Raw genomic sequence first — 19,262 nt, 5'->3', positions numbered from 1 at the left:
CTATGTAGTTGTGCCGCAAAAGCGGCATAGTGCTCGAATTTCCTGCACAAGCGGGCACGTACAGACTAAGAATATGTAGCGTTCCTAACATTAGCGGGAAATCGATTTTATCGATGAGAATGGGGATCTTTGTTGCATGCCACAAGAGGCGCGTACAACCAGGCTCGTCGCCAGCTGGATACGTAAAGGAGGGGCGTTTGCTGGCTCATCAACACGCGCACGGGATGGGCTCATAAAGTCCCTGGTATAGCCAGGGCGGACATTCATGCGCTGCTGATCCGAGTGCTCGATGATGGAGAGCAACACCTCGATTCCTCGCTGGCCCATCTCCTCGAACGGCTGCTTGACCGTAGTCAGGGCAGGCCGAACCAGGGCAGAAGAGCCGATGGCATCAAATCCCACCAGCGCCAGCTGGCCCGGTATGTCGATCCCCTGCTCTTCCGCGAAGGCCAGCACACCATAGGCCATCAGGTCGCTACCAGCAAAGATGGCCGTGGGTCGCTGATCTTCGGGCAGGGAGAGAAAGGTCTGGGCAGCATCTCGTCCGGAGACGGTATCAAAGGCACCTTCGACGACAAGAGCTGGATCAACGGGAATGCCATGTTCGCGCAAAGCCTGGCAATAACCCTCGTAGCGTTCGCGTGAGCATACGTATTTCATGGGACCCTGAATATGCGCGATGCGGCGATGACCGAGGGCCAGCAGATGCTTTACCGCATCATAGGCGCCACACTGGTTATCGGCACCGATCCAGGGAACCAGGGGAGGATCATCCTGATCATCAATTAATACCACGGGGAAGCCATGTTGATGTAAACGGATCACAAACTTTGACGACTGACCCGGCAAAACCGCCAGGATACCCGCCACAAGGTTTGTCGATAGGATATGGTCAATAATATCGCCCTCACCATTTTCACGCGTCTTATCATTGAGGCTGTACAATACCAATTCGTAGGCGGTATTTCCGATCGTCTCGGCAATGCCACACACGATATCAGGGATCATCGGCCAGGTAAATGAAGGAACCAGAACACCCAGCAGATGGCTTCGCCCCCCGGCTAAACCAGCAGCTGTGGCACTCGGCACAAACCCTTCCTCTTTGACAATGCGGAGAATGCGCTCGCGTGTATTTGGATCGACATCGGGCTTGTTATTGAGCACGCGCGACACCGTGGTTTTCGATACGCCCGCCAGACGGGCAATATCATCAATCGTACGCTTCCTTGCCATAAATAACGTATCCTCATGGATGGGCGGCAATGCCAATCCTACTCGCGCTACTTTCTGTATGATGAACAGACAGAAAGAGAAGGCAAATGCGAAAAAATATCAATAATCAGACCAAAGCGGTTTCGTAATCGATTCCGGTATCGATTACATTTAAGTATACCGATGAAAGAGAAAAAAATCAAGGACTTTTGTTGGCAAATTTTGATTTTTTCTGATCAGGCAGAAAAAGAGTTCGTTAAGCATGCCGCGCTTTTCGGGGGGGCCGGTTGAAAAATGTGAGACACACAGGTCATCTTTTTTTTATTACGTTGTTTTTCAGACATATCTCACATTTTTCAACCGTAAAGAAAGGGTTGTATTTACTTTTCCCGGCGTGGGTGGCCGCCCCGCACGGGCGTCCGCGCACGTGGACGCACTGGTAATTATAATGGTGGTACACCATTATAATTATTTTAGAGTGATGCAACCGGGGCGCGAATGAGCTCGGGTTGCATCACTCTAAAAACTTGTTAAAACATGGCGAAGGGGTGATATGCGTGCTCGTGGCGTTGGGCCTGGTCGCCGTGATCTGCTTCTCGGGACTCGGCGATCTCCTGGCGGACGATCAGCAGGGGGAAGGAGGCGTGTCCCAGGACGTGCTCGGTGACACTGCCCAGGAGCCAGCGCGGAATGCCATGCCGGCCATGCGTGGCCAGGGCGATGCCGCCGGAGGGTCCCATCATGCGCACTTCGTCCTCGCGCGCTACCTGCATGAGGGCGGTGGCCACATCCTCGTCGGTACGTACCGACATAGTTATGTCGAGCAGTGTATCGGGCACCATGTGCAGCAGGATTCGCTTTGTCACATCATTCAGATAGGCTTCCGCCTCTTCTAAGGCTTTGACGTTGGCCTGCGAAACAGTCTCGTTGCCATGGGGAGCGACGGCATAGATGGGCTGTACCACGCGTAGTAGATGCAGCTTTCCGGGCTCGGGAGCCGAGAGCAGCGCGCTTAAGGTGGCGGCGATCTTCAAGACCGACTCCGCGCCGGGTGAGCCATCAAGCGCCACGGTAAATTGGAATGGCATCCCCTTGCCGAGCATGGACTGGCCCTGCCGCTGCTCCTTTAAGATCAGCACCGGCACATTGCTATGTCGCACCATCTGCTGCGCCACGCTTCCGAGCACCAGGCGTTTGAAGCCAACATCACCATGGCTACACATCATCACCAGGTCAACGTGCTCACGTTCGATCGCGTCCTCCAATTCCTGCACCGGGAAACCAGAGAAGACCGAGGTATTGACCTCCAGGTCGCGCAGCATCTCGCTCTGCTTCAGATGCTTCAGGTGCTCCTCCGCCTCCTGCTCGTCGCGTTCGACCATGTTGGCCGGTACGGGTCCAGACCACATTGGATACGCGTAATATTCGGAAGGCAACGCGATAATCGTGATCAGGGTGACCCTGGCATGCGCCGCGCGAGCCAGGCGCGCAACCATGGGTAGAATCTGCTCATCACGGTGTGAACCATCTAACGGTACAAGAATATGCCCCAACATAGCCGGGCTCCTTTCGCCTCTTCATCGAGAGAGGGTTTTGAATGGAATTCTTTTGCTATCTGTAAGATAGCGCCTGCTCATCACAGATACTTCTCAAAACCCGGCCTGGTGGCACAACCAGATCACAGATACCTTCTTGAGTGCCTCCGATCCTACGTAGGTGCCGGGCTTGCCTCGGCTTTGGGGCTGGCCATCCCTTGCATCCCCGCTATGGAAGTTTGGGGTGGGCCGCGAACTGGTAGCCGACGCCGATTTTTGTGTGGATGTAGGTGGGGTGGGAAGGATCAGGCTCGATCTTGCGGCGCAAGCGGTTGATGCTGACCTGCAACATATGGCTCTCTCCCATGTATTCCGGTCCCCAGATGTGCTCCAGCAAGAGGTCCTGGGTCAGGATGCGACCCGCGTTCTGCATCAGGTAGGCCAGGATACGATACTCGGTCGGTGTCAGGACCACCTCTGCGCCATGCACCATCACCAGGCGCTGCTCGAAATCGATCTCGATGGCGCCAATGGTAAGCTTTGAGCGGGTCGCCAGCATCTGTTCCTGCGCCACAAACTGCGAGCGCCGCAAGACGGCCCGCACCCGCGCCACCAGTTCTTCAATGCTAAAGGGCTTGGTCAGATAGTCGTCAGCCCCCAGGTTCAGGCCCCGCACCTTATCGCTATCGCGCCCGCGCGCTGTAATGATGATGATCGGCACCTGCGAGAACTCCCGTATCTTCTGACAGGCGGTAAAGCCATCCATGTGCGGCATCATTACATCGAGTAGTACCAGGTCAGGAGGATTGGCCTCGATCATGGCCAGCGCCTCCTCTCCATCGTGGGCGTTGAGGACATGGAAGCCTTCCAGTTCCAGGCTGCGCATCACCAGGCGCAAGAGCTGCGGGTCATCATCGGCCACCAGAACGGTATACTTCTTGATCGTCATGATTGTCACTTCCTCCCATATCCACCTTGAACACAGCAACCGGGCCAGAACAGCCCTTGCAAGATTGTCTTTTTGCTTCTATGATAAAGGATGATTCATGATAGTTCAAATATGTTCATATAAAAATCTGGGTAAGCGATGCATCCACATCTCAGCGCAGACAAACAGCTTGCCGCGCTTAATCAGGGCGGCGCGGCACTGCTCAATGAACACGATGAGCAGACATCATTGCAATTATTGAATGTTATCTTCCAAAGCATTCATGATGGAGTGACGTGGCTTGATCCAATGCAGAGCATCGTGCGCGAAAATAGGCCGGCCTATATGCTGCGCAGCCGGCTAGAGCAATCCCCACAGGGGCGGCAGGTGCTGCAGGCGCTGCTCTACGCGCCCGCGCGCCAGGCGCTGCGCGGCCATCGCCAGCAGGATATATCCGTTACCGCCATCAATGAGTGCTCTGAACAATGCGAGTATCTCGTCAACGCATCCCCTCTGTATCAGCAAGCATACGTCACACAGCATACCCGGCGGCACACCAGCAGAAGTACACCGGCTACCACGACTATCAGCGGCGCCATCGTCGTCTGGCACGATATCACCCCGGTCACCATGGTGGCACAACAGGATGGCTCAACCATGAAAGAGGCCGAGAAACTGAAGGATGAATTCATCAGCATCGTGGCCCACGAGTTGCGTAATCCGCTGGCTGTGCTGCAGGGCTTCGTCGAGCTCTTCCAGAGACAGATGGGGCGCCAGCACCCCCCGATGCTGACGGAGGAGCAGAGTGAATCGCTGCAGCATATCGACCAGGCCACCCGGCGCCTGGTTACGCTCACCAACGATATGTTGGACGTCACGCGTCTGCAGGCGGGACGGCTGGAACTGGTGGAAGAGGTGACCGACCTGATTTCGCTGGTGAAGCGCGTCACCCAGCGCCATCAGCCCATAGCCCCCGACCACCAGTTGATCATTACCGCGCAGGACCCATTCCTCATCGTCTCAATCGACGTTGTGCGCACCGAACAGGTATTCACCAACCTGCTCACCAATGCCATCAAATACAGCCCCGGCGGGGGACCGATCCAGATCACCCTGGAGAAGCAGGCCGAGAGCCGACAGGTGCTCGTAAAGATCAAAGACCAGGGCATCGGCATCCCGGCCTGCCAGCAGGCGCAGATCTTTGGACGCTTCGTCCGCGCCACCAACGCGCAGGCCCACGGTATCTGCGGGACAGGGTTGGGGCTATACCTCTGCCGCGAGTTGATCGAGCGCCAGGGCGGCAATATCTGGTTCCAATCCCAGGAAGGGGAGGGGACGACTTTCTTTGTTGCACTGCCGCTGCTGGATGTGGCTGACGCCTAAGATTCGTGCCTTCGGCGCTCAAAGGAGTTAATGTGGAGGTATGTTGTTGCGTCATGCCCGCGCTGAGCGCGGGCATGACGCAACAACATACCTCCACATTAACTTATGAAGCAGGACGATACAGCTTTAGACCAGGCGGGCGATGAAGAAGGCGACGGCCGCAGCCAGACCTCCGATCAGGGCGGTCTGGATGCCGCTGCGCAGCGGATTTGTGCCGGTGAAACGTCCCTTGATATATCCAAAGATGAGCAGGGCCAGCAGGGTCACGACGATCGAGGTCAGCAGGGCCGTTCTGGCTACTGGAAGCAAGATATAGGGACTCAGTGGTATCAGGCCGCCGACGATGTAGGAAAGGGCGATTGTGATGGCGCTGCTAAAGGCGCGCTTAGGATCGGGCTCCTCCAGGCCAAGCTCGAAACGCATCATGAAATCTATCCAGGCGTCTGGCTTCTGACTCAGTGCCTCGACCAGCGGCGCGCTCTGCTCGGCGGTCAGACCATACTGCTGAAAGATATCGCTAACCTCTGCTTTTTCGGCGTCGGTCTTTTCCTTGACCTCCAGTTGTTCGCGGCGGCGTTCGCTGCTATAGTGTTCCGAGTCGCTCCTGGCGGCTAGATAGCCACCCAACCCCATAGCGATCGAACCAGCGGCGATCTCCGCCAGGCCAGCCGTCACGACAATCGTCGTCGAGCTGACGGCCCCCGACAGACCAGCGGCCAGCGCGAATGGAACCGTCAGTCCGTCGGACATGCCGATCACAATATCACGCACCAGTTCGCCCGAGGTAAAATGCTTCTCCACATGCGGTGTCTGCGGCATAACGATAATCTTCCTTCTCAAAAATAGGCGGAACATTCAGTTCTCTCACTTAGTACGCACAGCGTGGTTAGCGAGATTCCTCATCAACCAGCCTTTGACCAGTTGGACGAGGAACAGGTAGACTGCGACCATCAAGCCCAGGAAGAAGAAGTAGAGGGGCGGCAGCGGAGTGAATCCGAGTGGGCTGCCCAGAGGGGTAAAGGGGAGGATAGCCCCGATCAGCACGACTCCAATTGTGGTTATGGTCAGTGGGATGCTAGGCCGACTGCGGAATGGATTGCCTACGGTACGAATAATAAAGATGACCAGGGTCTGCGTGGCCAGCGATTCTACGAACCAGCCGGTGTGGAAGAGCGCTTCGCCGGCCTGAAAGACACGCAGCATCAGGAAAAAGGTCAGGAAATCAAAGATCGAGCTGATGGGACCGATAAAGATCATAAAGCGGCGGATCAGGCCGATATCCCAGTGCTGCGGCTTCTTCACATAGGCCGCGTCAACATTGTCGGTCGGGATGGTGATCTGGGCGAAATCATAGAGGAAGTTGTTGAGCAGGATCTGCGTCGCCAGCATGGGCAGGAAGGGCAAGAAGACGTAAGCGCCGGCCATGCTAAACATATTGCCGAAGTTGGAGCTGGTGCCCATCAAGAGGTATTTGATGACGTTGCCGAAGGCCTTACGCCCTTCCAGGATGCCCTGGTGCAGTACCTGCAGGCTCTGCTCAAGCAGGATGATCGATGCGGCATCACGGGCCACATCGACGGCCGAGGCCACCGAGATACCGACATCGGCGGTGTGCAGCGAGGGGGCATCATTGATGCCATCGCCCATATAGCCCACCACATGCTTGCGGATCTTGAGCGCCTGGATGATCCTGTTCTTCTGGACGGGAGAGACGCGGGCGAAGATATTCACCTGCTCCACCACCTGGACCAGCGCGGTATCCGTCATACGTTCAATCTCCTGACCCAGGACGACGCGCGGGCTCGCCAGTCTCACCCGCTGGCAGACGTGGCGCGTCACCAGTTCGTTGTCGCCCGAGATAATCTTTACCTGCACGCCGTCACGCCGGAGATCCTGCAGGACCTGCGCCACGTCCTCCTTTACCGGATCGGCGAAGACCAGGAAGCCCTGCAGAACCAGTTGCTGCTCATCGGCCGTACTGTAGCAGGGGCGCACGGGCAGGGTGCGATGGGCTACAGCCAGCAGGCGGTATCCCTGCTCGCTTAACCGGCGATAGATCTCGGTCGCCGCGTTATACTGCTCCCCACCCGGACCATCCAGCGGATGCTGCTCACCAGCGAGCTCATAGGTCGTACAGTGCGCCAGCACGCTCTCGGGCGCGCCCTTGGTGATGAGCAGCGCCTGGTCCTCGTGCTGCACCACGATCGAGAGCAGGCGACGCTCAAAATCAAAGGGGATCTCGTCCAGCTTGCGATAGCCCTGCACATCGGGGGTTGGTTCGGCCAGGATGGCCGCATCCAGTGGACTCTTAAAACCGGTTTCATAGGAGCTATTCAGGTAGCCCAGCAAAAATACACGCGGCGAAGGCCGCTCGTCGAGTCCCAGCGCCGACTGCAGGTGAGTCTCGCCGCTGGTGATGGTCCCGGTCTTATCGCTGCACAGGATATCGATGCTGCCGAAGTTCTGGATCGCTTCCAGCCGCTTGACGATCACCTTGCGCTTCGCCATGCGCATGGCCCCTTGCCCCAGGGTAACCGTGGTGATCATAGGCAGAAATTCGGGTGTAAGCCCAACAGCCAGCGCGATAGCAAAGAGCACGGTCTCAAAGGGTGGATGCCTGCCGATCAGACCCACCATAACGATAAAGATCACCAGAAAGAAGACGGTCTGCATAATCAGCAGGCCAAAGTGACGGATGCCGCGCTCAAACTCCGTCTCCGGAGCCCGTTGCACGAGGTGGGCCGCGATATCCCCAAAAGAGGTATGGGACCCCGTAGCCACGATCACCGCCTGCCCGCTACCACTGACGATAGAGGTGCCCAGAAAGACGCCGTTCTGGATCTCAGCCAGGTTATTGGGCGCGGCCGCGTCGCCATCAAGCTGCTTCTCAACTGGAAGCGACTCACCAGTGAGCGCCGCCTGCTGCACATGGAGATCCTTCACCTCGATCAGACGAGCATCTGCGGGGACCAGATCTCCGGCGCGCAGGCGGATGACGTCCCCTGGCACCAGTTGCTGACGCGGCACATTCCGCCAGTTCCCATTACGAAGCACGGTAGCTGTAGGCGCTACTTCGGCCCGCAGCCGCTCCACGATCCGCTGAGAGCGATAGGTCTGGGCGAAATTCAGGGTATTGCTAAGCATTACGATGGCGATGATGATGGTCGCGTCAACGGTCTCCCCCAGCACAATAGAGATGCCGCTGGCGAAGAGCAGGATCAGGACCAGTGGATTAAGAAAGAGGCGCAGAAACTGGGCGAGCAAGGTATTTTTCACGGTCGCCACCGGCTCATTGAGGCCATAGCGCTCTAAGCGGCGGGCGGCCTCGGCATCGCTTAAGCCATGTTCATCTGTCTGCAGGCGAGCAAATATTTGCGGTAAGGATAAACGCAACAGTTCATCTGATGCCTCGGATGCTGGCACCTGCGCGGGTGCCTGAATGGCTGTTTTCATATGCCCTGACGCCTCTCTAAATGAGTCTTACTCCCGTCACCCTGGTGGCCCGTGACCGCCCCCGCACGCGCGTCCGCTGCGCAGCCGCGCTGGTGTTGTATGGTGGTGCGTCGGGTGCGCATCTGCGCACCCGACGCACCACCATACAACAGACTCAGGAGCCACGCAGGTGCGAAACCTCATACAAACCGCAGGCGATGCGTATGAGCGCAAGACACATTCTCTCAAATCAGATTCAATAGTCAGAAAAGTGGCACACGCCGATTTTGTGTTTAGGATACGTCTGGCGCATCACCGGATGATCTCACCCGCGTCGTAGCTCATCACAATCCAGTCACAAATCAGAGTAAAACCTCATTTTTTGCTTGCCTCACCAGACCATATATAGCTGTGCGCCACAAAGCAATACTTGAATATCGCACCGACTCAGGCACGTCATGAATTGTGATCTTAATGTGAGACAAGGCCTGAGCATGAGAGCAATTTGAGAGGTCATTGCGCTATGGTAAGCATAGAAATTCCGATACATTTTCGTAGGGACCGCGATGCCGGGGTAAGGTAGTTTGGGGCCATCACATATGGCCCGCAATGCATGCAGGGAGGAGGACTTCAATGCATCTATATGACACATTACAGATCTGCCTTTATGCACTGGAAAACCGCTATCCCAACCACATTGTGGACATCAACGCGGATATCATCGAGTCGCAGGGGCTCCCACTGGCAGGTTGGAAAGCGCCCGAGGTTGTAGAGATACTTTCGATGTTCGCGCCACAATGGTTGCAGACGGATGCCGTGTTAATTATCGATTATGACGAGTGCGCTATTTATCTGCCCGATGTCTCTCAGCAGAAGCCACTCTGTACCATCCATTGCCACGGCAAGATTCCACCACACATTGGCGATGGCAGACGCTGGCTGACGCGGAAACAGCCCGCAAGAGAACAGACCATTATTGCCAGTAGCAATCTGCTGGTCGGTCAGGGCTACCTGGGCATAAGTTAATAGTGGGTGGCGCGTACGCGCCGTGGTAACACGATCTGCCTGTCTATCACCTCAGGCATAGGAGCGACACAATGTTCAGACGTATTCTTCTTCCATTGGATGGATCGCACCAGGCTGAGCGCACGGTTCCGATCGCGCTGCGACTGGCTCGGGCCTATTCGGGAACCATCATCTTGCTGCGCGTCGTCAATCTCAACTGGCCTTCGCAGGCCAGCCTGGCGCAAGAGCTCCCGGCCAATGCCAGATTCGAGGCCGAACAATACCTGGTCAGGCTAGCGAAGAAAGAGGAGTTCCAGGGTATCCCAACCGAGATCCAGGTACCCACCGGGAACGAAACGGCGACGATCCTGGTCAACGCGCAGAAGCAGAAAGCGGATATTATCCTGCTCAATTCGCATGGCTACAGCGAACTAACACGCTGGATGATGGGGAGCGTGGCCGAAAAAGTCACCCGCTATGCCGAGGTACCGGTCCTGCTGTTGCGTGGTCACAGCGCCCTGCCGCTTGGTCCCCATCCAGATCCAACGCAGCCGTTGCGCGTACTGGTGCCGCTGGATGGCTCCGACTACGCCGCCTCCGCCATTGAACCGGCGGCCGAGCTCATTCACGCGCTGGCCGCGTCCGTCAACCGCGCTATCCACCTGGTACGCACCATTGACACCACCAACGAGCTCCTGACAGCCAGACACTACCTGAAGGACATAACGGCCAGAATCAGGCAGGGAGAGGTCGCGCCCTTTATCTCGCAGCAGCAGATTCCCGTTACCTGGTCGGTCACCGTCAGCAAGGACGCCGCCGACTCCATCATTCGTGTCGCGGAAAACGGCGAGGGAGTCGAAAACAGCGGCATCGCTGGAGGCTGCGACCTGATCGCTATGTCGACCCATGGCATGACCGGCCATCCCCTCTGGTACCTGGGCAGCACCACCGAGCGGGTACGCATCGGGACCCACCTGCCGATGTTGATTGTGCGTCCCGCCGCCATAGTCGAACAGGAGACACATCTCCACCGGGCAGAGCCAGAGGCGCTTGTCAGTGATGCTCAGTAGGTAGGTAGGGGAAGCAGGACGGGCGAGCATCGGGCCCGCCCACCCAGGAAGGAGGATACGTCATGTTTAAAGATATTCTGGTTCCGCTGGATGGTTCATCTCGATCGGAGCAGGCGATCACGCTGGCGGCGCACATCGCGCGTGCCAATCACAGCACGATCCACCTGATGCGCAGCGTAGAACTGATGAGCATTTATAGCATGCAGACCATCGGCATGATGGAACGAGTCCAGCAACTTGAAGAGCAGGGAGCAAAAAACTACCTGAATCATATCAAAAATTCGGCACCATTGGAGCACATTTCAACTATGACAAGCGTCTATGTCGGCGATGCATCATCAGCCATCCTCGAAGCCGTGGCCCGGCGAAATATCGACCTGGTGGTTCTCTGCAGCCATGGCTACACGGGTCTGAAGCACTGGGTACTGGGCAGTGTAGCGCAGAAGATCGCCCGCGCCTGCCCCGCCCCGGTCCTGATTCAACGCGCAGAGCATCCCCTACCGCTCGCGGTAGATGCAGAAGGACAGCCGATCTTTCGCGTCTGCATCGCCCTTGACGGATCAGAGCAGGCGGAGGCCGTCATCGAACCCGCCATGGCGATCGCATCGGCCTGCGGCGCAGGCCATCGCGCCGAGATCCACCTGCTCCGCGTGATCGAGCCATTAAATCTATCCGATGAAGAAGCCTTTGAGGAGATCTACCATCTCAATCTCCAGGATCTCATACGTCAGCAGGCACAGCAATACCTGCAAGAGGTTGTGAAACGCCTGGAACCGGCGGCCAGGGCCTACGAAAATATCGAGATCATCGGCAACCTGAAGAGTGGGGCCGATATCGCGCAAGAGATCATCCAGTACGCGGAAAACGGCGGGGCCAATCAGTATCCCACCTGCCAGCTCCTGGCCATGACCACCCATGGCCGCAACAATATCGATCGCTGGATATTCGGCAGCATCGCCGAGCGCGTGCTCAACCGCACCAAGCTCCCGCTACTCATCATGCGCCCCCTACAACCAGCCACCCCCATCAAAGCCCAACCCGTGCAATAACCCCTCCATAGGTTCGGAGCTCGCCTCCGATTTACCCATGATGGATAAATCGGAGGCGAGCAATCGGAGGCGAAAAGGTGACGCCATGACAAACCATAAGGAACGCACACAGGTAGCAGCATCCGATATAACCCAAAAGCCAATCGAGCCATTGGAGACACAGCGGGAGATAAAGGGCGAGCAGGCCCCCTGGTATCAGCGAGGCTGGTCGCTCTTAAAGCGCTATCCGATCCCAGCCGGTGCCATCTTCCTATTGCTTGTCAGCCTTGTCTTCTGGCTGGCGCGTCGCGGCGACCTTGCCAATTGGACACTGCTGGGCATCATCATCTGGGGAGGCATCCCGCTGCTGTGGGAGACGATCAGCCGGCTCTGGCACCGGGAGTTTAGCATCGATGTGATCGCGGCCATCGCCATTGTGGGTTCGCTCTGGCTGCAAGAATACCTGGCGGGAGCCATCATCGTCCTGATGCTATCAGGGGGCGAGGCGCTGGAGGCCTTCGCGCTCAGGCGCGCCCGCAGTTCGCTCTCGGCCCTGGCCGAACGGGCGCCGCGTACCACCCACGTCTGGCAGGACAAACAGCTGATAGATGTGCCAGTAGAGACGATCGAGCCGGACATGACGATCGTGATCAAGCCGGGAGAACTGGTGCCGGTCGACGGCATCATCGTGAAGGGAGCCTCCAATGTCAGCCAGGCCGACATAACCGGAGAGCCACTGCCGGTGCGTAAGCAGGTGGGCATGGGACTGCTATCGGGCAGTGTCAACCTGGACGGCATCCTGGAGGTGCGGGCCAGCAAGCCCAGTGCCGAAAGTAAATACGCCCAGATCGTCAAGCTGGTGGCCGAGGCGCAGGAACACAAAGCGCCGATTCATCGCCTGGCCGACCGCTACAGCATCGTCTTCACGCTGCTCACGCTCGTGCTCGCCAGCGCCGCCTGGCTCACATCCGGAAACCAGGTCTACGCTCTGGCCGTCCTGGTGGTGGCCACCCCATGTCCCCTGATTCTGGCCACCCCGATCGCTATTATGTCAGGCATCAACATCGCGGCACGCAACGGCATCATCGTCAAGAGCGGCGCGGCCATCGAACAGTTGGGAGAGGTCAACGTGGCGGTCTTCGATAAGACCGGTACGCTGACGCTGGGCATGCCCGAAGTCTCCACCGTTCTGCTGCTCCCCGAGGATCAGCGGGAGACGCCATACACAGAACGAGAGATCCTGGCCTACGCAGCCTCGGTTGAGCAGCTCTCGACCCACATCCTGGCCAGCGCCATCGTCAGCGCCAGCCAGCAACAGCAGATTCCCCTGTATACCAGCAGCAACTTTGAAGAGACCTTTGGCAAAGGCGTGTGCGCCACCATCGCCGGCGCATCTTCTCCCATAGGAGAGCCGCTCACAGTCGCCGTGGGCAATCGCACTTATATGCGCATGCTGGACATTCCACTGCCGACCTATTTCATGGAAGAGAGGGAGCGCAGGCGAGCCCTGGGCCAGATCTGTAGCTTTGTGGCGATCAATGGGCGCATCCAGGCGCTCATCGTGATGGAAGATGTGCCCCGGCCAGAGATCCAGCAGCTCTGTCCCGCCCTCAAACGCGAGGGCATCGCGCAGACTGTCCTGCTGACCGGCGATAGCGAGGCGGTGGCCCAACAGGTGGGGCAGTTAGCCCGCATAGACTGCGTCGTCGCGCAGTGCCTGCCGGAAGACAAGGTACGCGTGGTGCGCGACCTGGAGGACAAGGGACATAAAGCCTTGATGGTCGGCGATGGTATCAACGACGCCCCAGTCCTGGCAACGGCGACCGTGGGGATGGCGATGGGGACACAGGGGCTCACCGCCGCCGCCAGCGCCGCCGACACCGTCCTGCTCTCTAATAACATCATGCGCGTAGATACCGCCGTCTTCCTGGGTCGCCGGGTGATGCGCATCGCCCTTCAGGGCATCTGGATCGGCATGGGGTTGAGCGGCCTGGCCATGGTTTTTGCTGCCCTGGGCTATATTCCGCCCGCCGCCGGGGCGATCCTGCAAGAAGGGATTGATGTGCTTGTTATCTTTAACGCGTTGCGCGTTAACGCCATTCATGTACGAAAAGGGGTGTAATTTTTCCCGCCTGCGGCGCCGAGAGAAAGTGCCATACTTGCGTCGTAGTGGGGCACGTGAGCGCCCCCGCACGGGCGTCCGCTGCGCGGCCGCACTCGTTTTATACATTGGCGCATCGGGGGCGCATCGGGGGCGCGAATGCGCCCCCGATGCGCCAATGTATAAAAAGTCTGTGTGAGCTCTCTCTCTGAGAGCTCACACAGCATCAACCTTCCTGCACCTCCCGCCTGGGTATTGTGATGGTTTTGAGAGGTTGGCGAGTTTGCGGTGACATGTTCGAGAGATCAAGGGTTTACTGTTTCTGTAGAAGCAAATGACCAGAAATATCCGGGAACCGCTCTTCCCCGATCTGACAGAAGGAGATGCGTGATGTTTCAAAAAATCTTAGTGCCGCTGGATGGCTCTGAACGAGCAAAGACCGCCCTACCCGTCGCGGCGCGCATAGCGAGATCCACAGGTGCATCGTTGCTCCTGATACGCATCGTCTATCCAACCATCGAATATACTCGCTATCCACGCGTCCTGGCCACTCCTATGGAGCTCGATAACCAGATCGCGGAAGAGGAGGTCGAGCTGGCCCGCAGCAATCTACGCCAGATCGCTATGTCTGACGCTCTGGTCGGCATCGAGGTCGCCATACAGACCACCATCGCGACCGACATGGCCGGGACGATTCTTGAGATTGGGAAGAATGCCCAGGCGGACCTGATCATCCTCTGCAGCCATGGCTACACCGGTCTGAAGCGCTGGGCGCTGGGGAGCGTGGCATACAAGCTGACGCGCACCAGTACCATTCCACTGCTGGTGTTGCATGAGAGCGATGACAGATGTAGCCGCATCTATACCACGCGGCCACAATCGCTAGATATCATGGTCGCCCTGGATGGCTCTACGCTTTCCGAGGCCTCCCTGGAACCCGCCATCCAGCTTGGTGTCGCCCTGTCGGTCCCCGAACCAACCACGCTCCACCTGGTTGAGGTGCTGCCATTTCCGGCCCGGCACGGCCATATGACGCCAGCCCACCAGGCCATTGAGGAGGCGCAGAAACGCATTATCACCGAGACGCAGTGCTACCTGGAAGAGATCAAAAAGAAGCTCATGGAGAGCAGCCTGGCCTACCACAATCTGCGCATCACCACCTCCGTACTGATCCACGAGGATATCGCGCACACCCTGGTTGAGGTCGCCAAAGACCCGACCGTGCAGGCGGCCCATATGCCGGAGGCAGCGCAGATTGATCTGCTCGCCCTGACGACCCATGGCCGCAGTGGACTGGAACACTGGGCGCTCGGCAGCATCAGCGAACGCGTCCTCGATACAGCCAGGCAGCCGGTCCTGATCGTACATGCCGCCGCCGAAAAGCAGTCTGCGTCCAGCTAAGCGGGAATGGGGGTACATGTACAGGAATGAAAGGAAAATGTTATGCCGATCCATCGTTCCGCCCACAAGGTTGCTGAGTACGCGTTCGCGTCTATGGTTCAGTCGCTCCTCAAACGGCAGGCCTTTCCTTTTGTTTATGAGACGGGAGAAGATCCGTATCTGATCCAGACACACGCCTCGGCGGTCATCATCACACCTGATAAGGTATATAAGCTAAAGAAGCCACGCGACTTTGGCTTCTTCGACTACTCAACCATCGAGCAGCGCCGTCACTTCTGCCAGCTAGAGGTGCGCTTGAACAGCGAGCTGGCGCCGGGCGTCTACCTGGGTGTCGCCCCGGTGATCGAGAAGCCGGATGAGGCCCTCTGTTTTGGGGAGACCTATCCGCCGGGCGACGAACCGGCCCCCGGCCCCCTGCTCAACGCGGCCGGAACGCTTGTCGACTATGCGGTTGTCATGCGTCGTCTGCCCGAAAGCGCCACGCTGCACGCGTTGCTAGAGGCGGGCAAGGTGACGCCCGAGCTGATGGGAGAGGTCGCTCAGGTGGTGGCACAATTTCATCGCCGCACGCCAACCAGCGACACGATCGCCAGAGCGGGCAGCATACAGGTCATTCAAGAGAACTGGGATGAGAACTTCCGGCAGATGCGTCCCTACTGCGGCCGCACCCTGTCGCGCAAGACGTATACAGCCCTGCAGCACTACGTCTACCACTGTCTGAAACATGATAAGGAACTGTTCAGGCGACGCTTCCTGCATGATGCTATCCGCGATTGCCATGGCGATCTGCGCCTGCAGCACATCTATGTACTACCGGAAGAGTACTGGGATACGCTCCCGCGCATCATTCTGTTGGACCGCATCGAGTTCAACGAGCGCATCCGCTATGGTGACGTGGCCAGCGAGGTCGCCTTCCTGTATATGGAGCTGGACTTTGCCCGGCGTCCCGACCTGGCATACGCCTTCCTGACGCGCTATATAGCGGAGACCCGCGATAGCTCATTGATCAGTCTGCTCCCATTCTACGCCTGCTATCGGGCCTGCGTACGCGGCAAAGTTATCTCCTTCCTGCTCGACGATCCAGAGGTTGGTCCAGAGCAGTGCGCCAGAGCGCAGGTAGAGGCCAGCGAGCTCTTCAAGCTGGCGCTGCGCTATAGCCGGTGCACCTCACGGCCGTACCTGGTTATTGTCGGCGGAGTGATGGGAAGCGGCAAAAGCACCATCGCGCGGCAGATACAGGATGAATATGCCTGCGCGCTACTCTCAACCGACAGCGTCCGCAAGCAACTGACCCACCTGCCTGCGGCCCAACCACAGGCGGAAGCGTTTGACGCCGGAATCTATGATCCCGCCTGGACGCGGCGGACCTACGCGGCACTGAACGAGCGGGCCCAGACCTATCTCCAACAGGGCTATTCGGTGGTGATGGATGGCACCTATGCACGGCGCGCCGACCGCCAGGAGATCGCCCAGGCCGCGGTCCAGCATGGGGCCAGCGTCATCTTTATCGAATGTACGTGTCCACGTGAGCTGACGCTGCAGCGCCTTGAGCAGCGCTGGCGCGAACGCATCAGCGCCGGATCAGACACGAAAGGGACAGCCGATGCTTCCGATGGGCGTCCCGAGCTTTATGATAGCCAGGTGGCGCACTGGGAAGCCTTTGATCCAGAGCAGGAGCCACTGGTCAGGCACATCACCCTGTCGACAGCCAGTTCCCAGCGTGCCAATCTGGAGGCGTTACAACGCAGGCTGCCTGTATTGCTCAACAGTACGGTGGAGGAAAAGATCGGCTCCCCAGGGCGCACTATCTGAGCGATATATCACGGTCATTATGCATAAGCAGCAATAATTGTTATAAGAAAGGAGAAAGCGATGAATACCCGGACCGGCACAGCCTACTTCAACAAAATTCTGGTTCCGCTGGATGGCTCCCCGCTGGCGGAGGCGGCGCTCCCACTGGCGGCGCAGATCGCACGGAGCAGCAAAGCCGAATTGCGGCTGCTCCGCGTGGTCCCACCCTCCAGTTGCGTACCCATCTACCCGGTACCGCTGACAGACATCACCGAGCCGATGCGCGAGGCGGCCTTTACCAGCGCGCGTAGCTATATGGAGCAGGCGGTCGCACGCGCGCATATCGATATGCTGAATGTGCAGACGGATGTCCTGCTAGGCGGTGCCACCAGCACCATCGTCGACTACGCCCTGCAGCAAGGGGTGGATCTGATCGTCATGCGTAGCCATGGCGAAACCGGCCTGACCCGCTGGATCATGGGCAGCACCGCGCAACAACTGGTGCGCCACAGCCCCGTTCCGGTACTGGTGGTGAACAGGTCCCACAACCAGCCGCTAAGCTTTCAGCACGCACCACGCATCCTGGTCGCCCTCGATGGTTCCTCTCTGGCCGAAGAAGCTATCACGCCGGCCGCGCTACTGGGCGCCGCCCTGGCACATCCCAACCATGGCGCCCTCCACCTGACGCGGATCGTCCAGCGCCTGCTGCCTTATGGACACCAGACAAAGGAGCAGATGGAGCGCATCAACAAAGAATACCAGATCGAGGCCGAAGACTACCTCAAGGTCATCAAGCAACGGATAGACACGGGTCCCCTGATGTCGCTGCAGCTGACGATTACGACCTCGGTGGTGGCCTATGTGGATATCGAGGATGTCACCAAACGCATCCTCGAAGAGAGCACGTGCATTGGTGACGTCCCCGGCTTCACGGGCTGTGACATCATCGCCATGACCACGCATGGACGCCACGGCTTCCAGCATCTCCTGCTCGGCAGTTTCACAGAAGAGGTACTCGACGCCGCCCAGAGGCCGCTGCTGGTCGTACACGCCAGAAAGCCGCAGGAGGCAGAGCATGAGAAGGCACAGCGCCAGACTGTCGATGTACCGATCATCTTCTAGCCGACCATCTGCCACCATGTAGAGCGTCCAGATAAAACACCGTCCCGCCCCACCGGACAATGCCGGGCGGGACAGGTGAAAACAGACGATCAGCCAGGCGACATATATCTCCATCGAGAGTTATGGATGGTCATGGCAGGGAGCATAAAGAGATAAGAACTATGTTTAAGCACATTCTGGTTCCTCTGGATGGATCGGCGCGGGCCGAACATGCACTACCGGTAGCCGCACGCATCGCACGCCTGTACAACAGCACGCTGATATTGCTCGAATCGATCAATCCCATAGATGAGATGGGGTTAGCGACGCTACCCCGCGAACATCTGCTCATAGATATGGAGAAGCTCTATCTACAGAACATCGCGCGTAGCCAGGAAGTAGCGGGCCTGGAGATCATCACCCTGGCGCGCATCGGTCTTCCGGCGGAACAGATTCTCCTGGCCGCCGAAGCCTATGCCATCGACCTGATTGTGATGTGCAGCCATGGTCGCGCCGGATTAAAGCGCTGGAGCATGGGCAGCGTCGCCCAGAAAATCACGCGCACCGCGCCCGCACCGGTGCTTGTACTACAGGAAGATGATCCTTTGCAACAACAGCTACGCGCGCCACAGCCTTCAACCGTGCGCATCATGGTAGCCCTGGACGGCTCTGAACTGGCCGAAACGGCCATCGTCCCGGCGGGCAATCTCAGCATGGCCCTTTCGGCTCCAGCCACAGGCGCGCTCCAGCTTACCTCGGTCATTCATCTCCCTTCATCATTTGAATATGGACAGGAAGATAGCGTCTCCCGGGCGCTCAAGCAAGAGACGCCACGAGCTATGGCCTATCTCCAATCCATTGAACAGCAGATAAGGGATGGCAGGTTCGGACCGCTCCCGATAGAGATCAGCACTGCCCTGTGCCACAATCTGGACGTAGCCACGCAAATGATCAACACCGCTGAACGCGGCGCGGCAGCAACAGACCATCCTGGCTGCCAGTTGATCGCCCTGGCCACGCATGGCCGTAGCGGCCTGCAGCGCTGGCTCACCGGTAGCGTTACCGAGCGCATCCTATCCAGGGCACGAATATCACTGCTGGTCGTCAGGCCACCGCAGCATTCCCGGCGCGCTGAACAACTGAGCGGGATGGGCAAACAGGTCCGGTAGCAATGGCTGGGATGCCACGCTTTTGTGATGGTTTTGAGATATGCGCGTACACCAGGAGATATCAGTGAGAGATATGCGGGCTATGGTTCTAAGCAGGAAAGCTGTT

The 19,262-nt window shown here is 58.1% G+C and carries 14 protein-coding genes; 9 read left to right on the top strand and 5 right to left on the bottom strand.

The genetic code is table 11. From position 1 onward, the window contains the following. Window positions 1-90 precede the first annotated feature (90 nt). The 3 genes from AABA21_RS31850 to AABA21_RS31840 form a co-directional block, all read right to left on the bottom strand. Window positions 91-1,233 (bottom strand): LacI family DNA-binding transcriptional regulator, encoded by a 1,143-nt coding sequence (locus AABA21_RS31850; RefSeq protein ID WP_338256462.1) that lies wholly within the window; start codon window positions 1,231-1,233, stop codon window positions 91-93. A 509-nt stretch (window positions 1,234-1,742) separates the two neighbouring features. Beyond that, window positions 1,743-2,768, bottom strand: coding sequence for a universal stress protein (locus tag AABA21_RS31845; protein WP_338256461.1), 1,026 nt, complete (start codon window positions 2,766-2,768; stop codon window positions 1,743-1,745). Between the two features lie 208 nt (window positions 2,769-2,976). Next, entirely contained in the window at window positions 2,977-3,696 is a 720-nt protein-coding gene (locus AABA21_RS31840; protein ID WP_338256460.1) for a response regulator transcription factor, read from the bottom strand. Between the two features lie 138 nt (window positions 3,697-3,834). Between AABA21_RS31840 and AABA21_RS31835 the strand changes: the two genes are divergently transcribed. After that, window positions 3,835-5,058, top strand: coding sequence for a sensor histidine kinase (locus tag AABA21_RS31835; RefSeq protein ID WP_338256458.1), 1,224 nt, complete (start codon window positions 3,835-3,837; stop codon window positions 5,056-5,058). Between the two features lie 126 nt (window positions 5,059-5,184). Here the strand turns inward: AABA21_RS31835 and AABA21_RS31830 are convergent, their stop codons facing one another. Further along, window positions 5,185-5,877 (bottom strand): VIT1/CCC1 transporter family protein, encoded by a 693-nt coding sequence (locus AABA21_RS31830; protein ID WP_338256456.1) that lies wholly within the window; start codon window positions 5,875-5,877, stop codon window positions 5,185-5,187. Window positions 5,878-5,922: 45 nt separating this feature from the next. After that, window positions 5,923-8,511 (bottom strand): magnesium-translocating P-type ATPase, encoded by a 2,589-nt coding sequence (mgtA, locus tag AABA21_RS31825; protein ID WP_338256453.1) that lies wholly within the window; start codon window positions 8,509-8,511, stop codon window positions 5,923-5,925. A gap of 612 nt (window positions 8,512-9,123) precedes the next feature. Here mgtA and AABA21_RS31820 point away from each other — a divergent pair. The 8 genes from AABA21_RS31820 (at window position 9,124) to AABA21_RS31785 (ending at window position 19,156) form a co-directional block, all read left to right on the top strand. Beyond that, window positions 9,124-9,516, top strand: a complete 393-nt coding sequence (locus AABA21_RS31820) for a hypothetical protein (protein WP_338256451.1) — start codon at window positions 9,124-9,126, stop codon at window positions 9,514-9,516. 71 nt (window positions 9,517-9,587) lie between these two features. After that, window positions 9,588-10,565, top strand: a complete 978-nt coding sequence (locus AABA21_RS31815) for a universal stress protein (protein ID WP_338256447.1) — start codon at window positions 9,588-9,590, stop codon at window positions 10,563-10,565. Between the two features lie 62 nt (window positions 10,566-10,627). Further along, window positions 10,628-11,614, top strand: coding sequence for a universal stress protein (locus tag AABA21_RS31810; RefSeq protein WP_338256446.1), 987 nt, complete (start codon window positions 10,628-10,630; stop codon window positions 11,612-11,614). A gap of 85 nt (window positions 11,615-11,699) precedes the next feature. Then, window positions 11,700-13,715, top strand: coding sequence for a heavy metal translocating P-type ATPase (locus AABA21_RS31805; RefSeq protein WP_338256445.1), 2,016 nt, complete (start codon window positions 11,700-11,702; stop codon window positions 13,713-13,715). Between the two features lie 369 nt (window positions 13,716-14,084). Next, window positions 14,085-15,095: a universal stress protein gene (locus tag AABA21_RS31800; RefSeq protein WP_338256443.1), complete on the top strand. Its 1,011-nt coding sequence runs from the start codon at window positions 14,085-14,087 to the stop codon at window positions 15,093-15,095. Window positions 15,096-15,137: 42 nt separating this feature from the next. Next, a complete protein-coding gene (locus tag AABA21_RS31795; protein ID WP_338256440.1) occupies window positions 15,138-16,907 on the top strand; it encodes a bifunctional aminoglycoside phosphotransferase/ATP-binding protein in 1,770 nt (589 codons plus the stop codon). Window positions 16,908-16,967: 60 nt separating this feature from the next. Next, window positions 16,968-18,008, top strand: coding sequence for a universal stress protein (locus AABA21_RS31790; RefSeq protein WP_338256438.1), 1,041 nt, complete (start codon window positions 16,968-16,970; stop codon window positions 18,006-18,008). 161 nt (window positions 18,009-18,169) lie between these two features. Continuing rightward, entirely contained in the window at window positions 18,170-19,156 is a 987-nt protein-coding gene (locus tag AABA21_RS31785; protein WP_338256437.1) for a universal stress protein, read from the top strand. Window positions 19,157-19,262: the final 106 nt, after the last annotated feature.

Source organism: Dictyobacter halimunensis, assembly GCF_036245075.1.
The sequence above is the reverse complement of the archived record's forward strand: the minus strand, read 5'-3'. Positions and strand labels throughout refer to the sequence as shown.

Bases quoted from the DNA above. Each gene is read 5' to 3' on its own strand.
- AABA21_RS31850 (WP_338256462.1), bottom strand. From the start codon at position 1,233: ATGGCAAGGAAGCGTACGATTGATGATATTGCCCGTCTGGCGGGCGTA.
- AABA21_RS31845 (WP_338256461.1), bottom strand. From the start codon at position 2,768: ATGTTGGGGCATATTCTTGTACCGTTAGATGGTTCACACCGTGATGAG.
- AABA21_RS31840 (WP_338256460.1), bottom strand. From the start codon at position 3,696: ATGACGATCAAGAAGTATACCGTTCTGGTGGCCGATGATGACCCGCAG.
- AABA21_RS31835 (WP_338256458.1), top strand. From the start codon at position 3,835: ATGCATCCACATCTCAGCGCAGACAAACAGCTTGCCGCGCTTAATCAG.
- AABA21_RS31830 (WP_338256456.1), bottom strand. From the start codon at position 5,877: ATGCCGCAGACACCGCATGTGGAGAAGCATTTTACCTCGGGCGAACTG.
- mgtA (WP_338256453.1), bottom strand. From the start codon at position 8,511: ATGAAAACAGCCATTCAGGCACCCGCGCAGGTGCCAGCATCCGAGGCA.
- AABA21_RS31820 (WP_338256451.1), top strand. From the start codon at position 9,124: ATGCATCTATATGACACATTACAGATCTGCCTTTATGCACTGGAAAAC.
- AABA21_RS31815 (WP_338256447.1), top strand. From the start codon at position 9,588: ATGTTCAGACGTATTCTTCTTCCATTGGATGGATCGCACCAGGCTGAG.
- AABA21_RS31810 (WP_338256446.1), top strand. From the start codon at position 10,628: ATGTTTAAAGATATTCTGGTTCCGCTGGATGGTTCATCTCGATCGGAG.
- AABA21_RS31805 (WP_338256445.1), top strand. From the start codon at position 11,700: ATGACAAACCATAAGGAACGCACACAGGTAGCAGCATCCGATATAACC.
- AABA21_RS31800 (WP_338256443.1), top strand. From the start codon at position 14,085: ATGTTTCAAAAAATCTTAGTGCCGCTGGATGGCTCTGAACGAGCAAAG.
- AABA21_RS31795 (WP_338256440.1), top strand. From the start codon at position 15,138: ATGCCGATCCATCGTTCCGCCCACAAGGTTGCTGAGTACGCGTTCGCG.
- AABA21_RS31790 (WP_338256438.1), top strand. From the start codon at position 16,968: ATGAATACCCGGACCGGCACAGCCTACTTCAACAAAATTCTGGTTCCG.
- AABA21_RS31785 (WP_338256437.1), top strand. From the start codon at position 18,170: ATGTTTAAGCACATTCTGGTTCCTCTGGATGGATCGGCGCGGGCCGAA.